General features: G+C 74.2%; 1 protein-coding gene. It reads right to left on the reverse strand.

What is annotated here, in order from left to right; genetic code table 11:
• Nucleotides 1-2,388, reverse strand: a 2,388-nt coding sequence (locus tag CUT44_RS08590; protein ID WP_146252187.1) for an SDR family NAD(P)-dependent oxidoreductase, incomplete at both ends; no start/stop codon positions are given.

Consider the following 2,388-nt stretch of genomic DNA (forward strand, 5'->3'; position numbering starts at 1 on the left):
CCCGCGCGTTCGAAGACCTCCCACGAGGTCTCCAGGAACACCCGGTGCTGCGGGTCCATCGCCAGCGCCTCGCGCGGAGAGATCCTGAAGAAGGCCGCGTCGAAGCCGCCGGCGTCCTCCAGGAAGCCGCCCCTGCGGACGTAGGTCTTGCCCGGCAGACCGGGCTCCGGGTCGTAGATGCCGTCGATGTCCCAGCCGCGGTCCGTGGGGAAGTCGGACAGGGCCTCCCCGCCCGCCTCCAGCAGCTTCCACAGGTCCTCGGGGGAGGCGATGCCGCCGGGCAGCCGGCACGCCATGCCCACGATCACGACCGGATCGTCGTCCGTCCGGACGGCGGCCGCGACCGGCGCCTGCTCCGCGGCACCGCCCGCCAGTTCGTCCAGCACGAAACGGGCCACCGCCCGGGGCGTGGGGCAGTCGAAGACGAGTGTGGTGGGCAGGCGCAGTCCGAAGTCCTTGACGAGCGCGTTGCGCAGTTGCACCGCCGTCATCGAGTCGAAGCCCTGGCCGGTGAATGCCGTGTCCGCGTCCACCTCGGCGGCCTCCCGGTGTCCGAGCACAGCCGCCGTGTGGGACCGGACGGCGTCGAGCACCGCGGCCTCCCGGTCGGCCTCGGACAGGGACGCCAGCCGTCCGGCGAGGTCCGAGCCGGAACGCTCGGTCTCCGCCTCGGCCGCGAGTTCACGCAGTGCCGCCCGCACCTCGGGCAGCTCGCTCAGCAGCGGGCTGGGCCGTGCGGCGGTGAAGCCGGGCGCGAACCGCGTCCAGTCCATGTCCGCGACCGACAGCGCGGTCTCTCCCCGCTCGACCGAGGCCACCAGCGCGCGGACCGCCAGGTCCGGGTCCATCGCGGACACACCGAGCCGCTCCAGCCGCTCGGCGGCACCGTCCACCGCGCCGAGCCCCGCCCCGGCCCAGGAGCCCCAGGCGATCGAGGTCGCAGTCCGGCCCTGCCGACGACGTTGCCGGGCCAGCGCGTCGAGGTAGGCGTTGGCCGCCGCGTAGGCGCCCTGCCCGCCGCCGCCCCACACGCCGGCGTTCGAGGAGATCAGCACGAAGGCGTCGAGCGGACGGTCCCCGAGGACTTCGTCGAGGTTCCGTGCGCCGAGGACCTTGCCCTTGACGACACGGGCGAATTCCTCCGGTGAGGTCTCGGCGATCGTGCTCTGCTGCCCCAGGCCCGCGGCGTGGACGACGGCGGTCAGCGGGCAGTCGGCCGGTACCGCCTCGACCACCGAGGCCAGCGCGTCCCGGTCGGCCACGTCGCACGAGGCGACTGTCACCGCGGCGCCGAGCCCTTCGAGCTCGGCCACCAACTCGCGCACGCCCTCGCCGTCCGCTCCGCGCCGGCCCAGCAGGAGGAGGTGCTCCACGCCCTCGCCGGCCAGCCACCGGGCGATCTGTCCACCGACACCGCCGGTGCCCCCGGTGACCAGTACGGTTCCGCGCGGGGTCCACGGCCGCCGCTCGGCGGCCTCGCCCAGCGGGGCGCGCACCAGGCGCCGTCCGAACACACCGGAGTTCCGGATCGCGATCTGGTCCTCGTCTCCCTGGCCGCGCAGCACACCGGCCAGGTACCGCAGCACCTTCTCGTCCGGCTCGGTCGGGAGATCCACCAGGCCGCCCCACAGCCGTGGGTACTCCAGGGCAGCCACCAGGCCGAAGCCCCAGGTGAGAGCCTGGTCCGGGCTGATGCGCGGACCGTCGTCGCCGTCGGCCCCGCCCATCGTCACGGACCACAGCGGTGCGGTGACACCCACGTCCGACAGCGCCGGTACGAGGGCCGACAGCAGGGCCAGCCCCTTGGGCACGGCCGGGAGCGCCGGGTGCGGCTCCTCGTCCAGGGAGAGGAACGACAGCACGGCGCCGTATCCGGCCCCGGTCACGCCTTCCGCTGTCAGCCGGTCGGCCAGCGTCGCGCGGGCGGCGTCACCGGTCTCCAGCACGACGCACTCCGCGCCGTAGGACCGCAGCGCGTCCAGCACCGTCTCCACCCGGCCGTCCTCGGCGAAGCCTGCGGGGATGACGGTGAGCCACCTGCCGGACAGCCGGTCCGAGTTGACGATCCCCAGGCGGCGCCAGATGACCCGGTACCGCCAGGAGTCCACGGTCGACTGCCCGCGGGTGCGCCGCCGCCAACTCGTCAGCGTGGGCAGCGCGGTGGCGACCGCGTCGTGGTCCCGCTCGTCGGTGATGTCCAGCGCGGTGGTGAGGGTGGCCAGGTCCTCCCGGTCGACCGCCTCCCAGAAGAGCGCTTCGTGCGGGTCCGCGGCGGAGGCGGTCTGCGATGCGGGCTCCGGCCAGTAGTGCTGGTGTTGGAAGGGGTAGGTGGGTGGGGGGGTGTCGGGGGTGGGGGTGGGTGGGAGGTGCCAGGTGATGGGGTGGTGG

Origin of the sequence: Streptomyces carminius (assembly GCF_002794255.1) — a bacterium.
GTDB lineage: Bacteria > Actinomycetota > Actinomycetes > Streptomycetales > Streptomycetaceae > Streptomyces > Streptomyces carminius.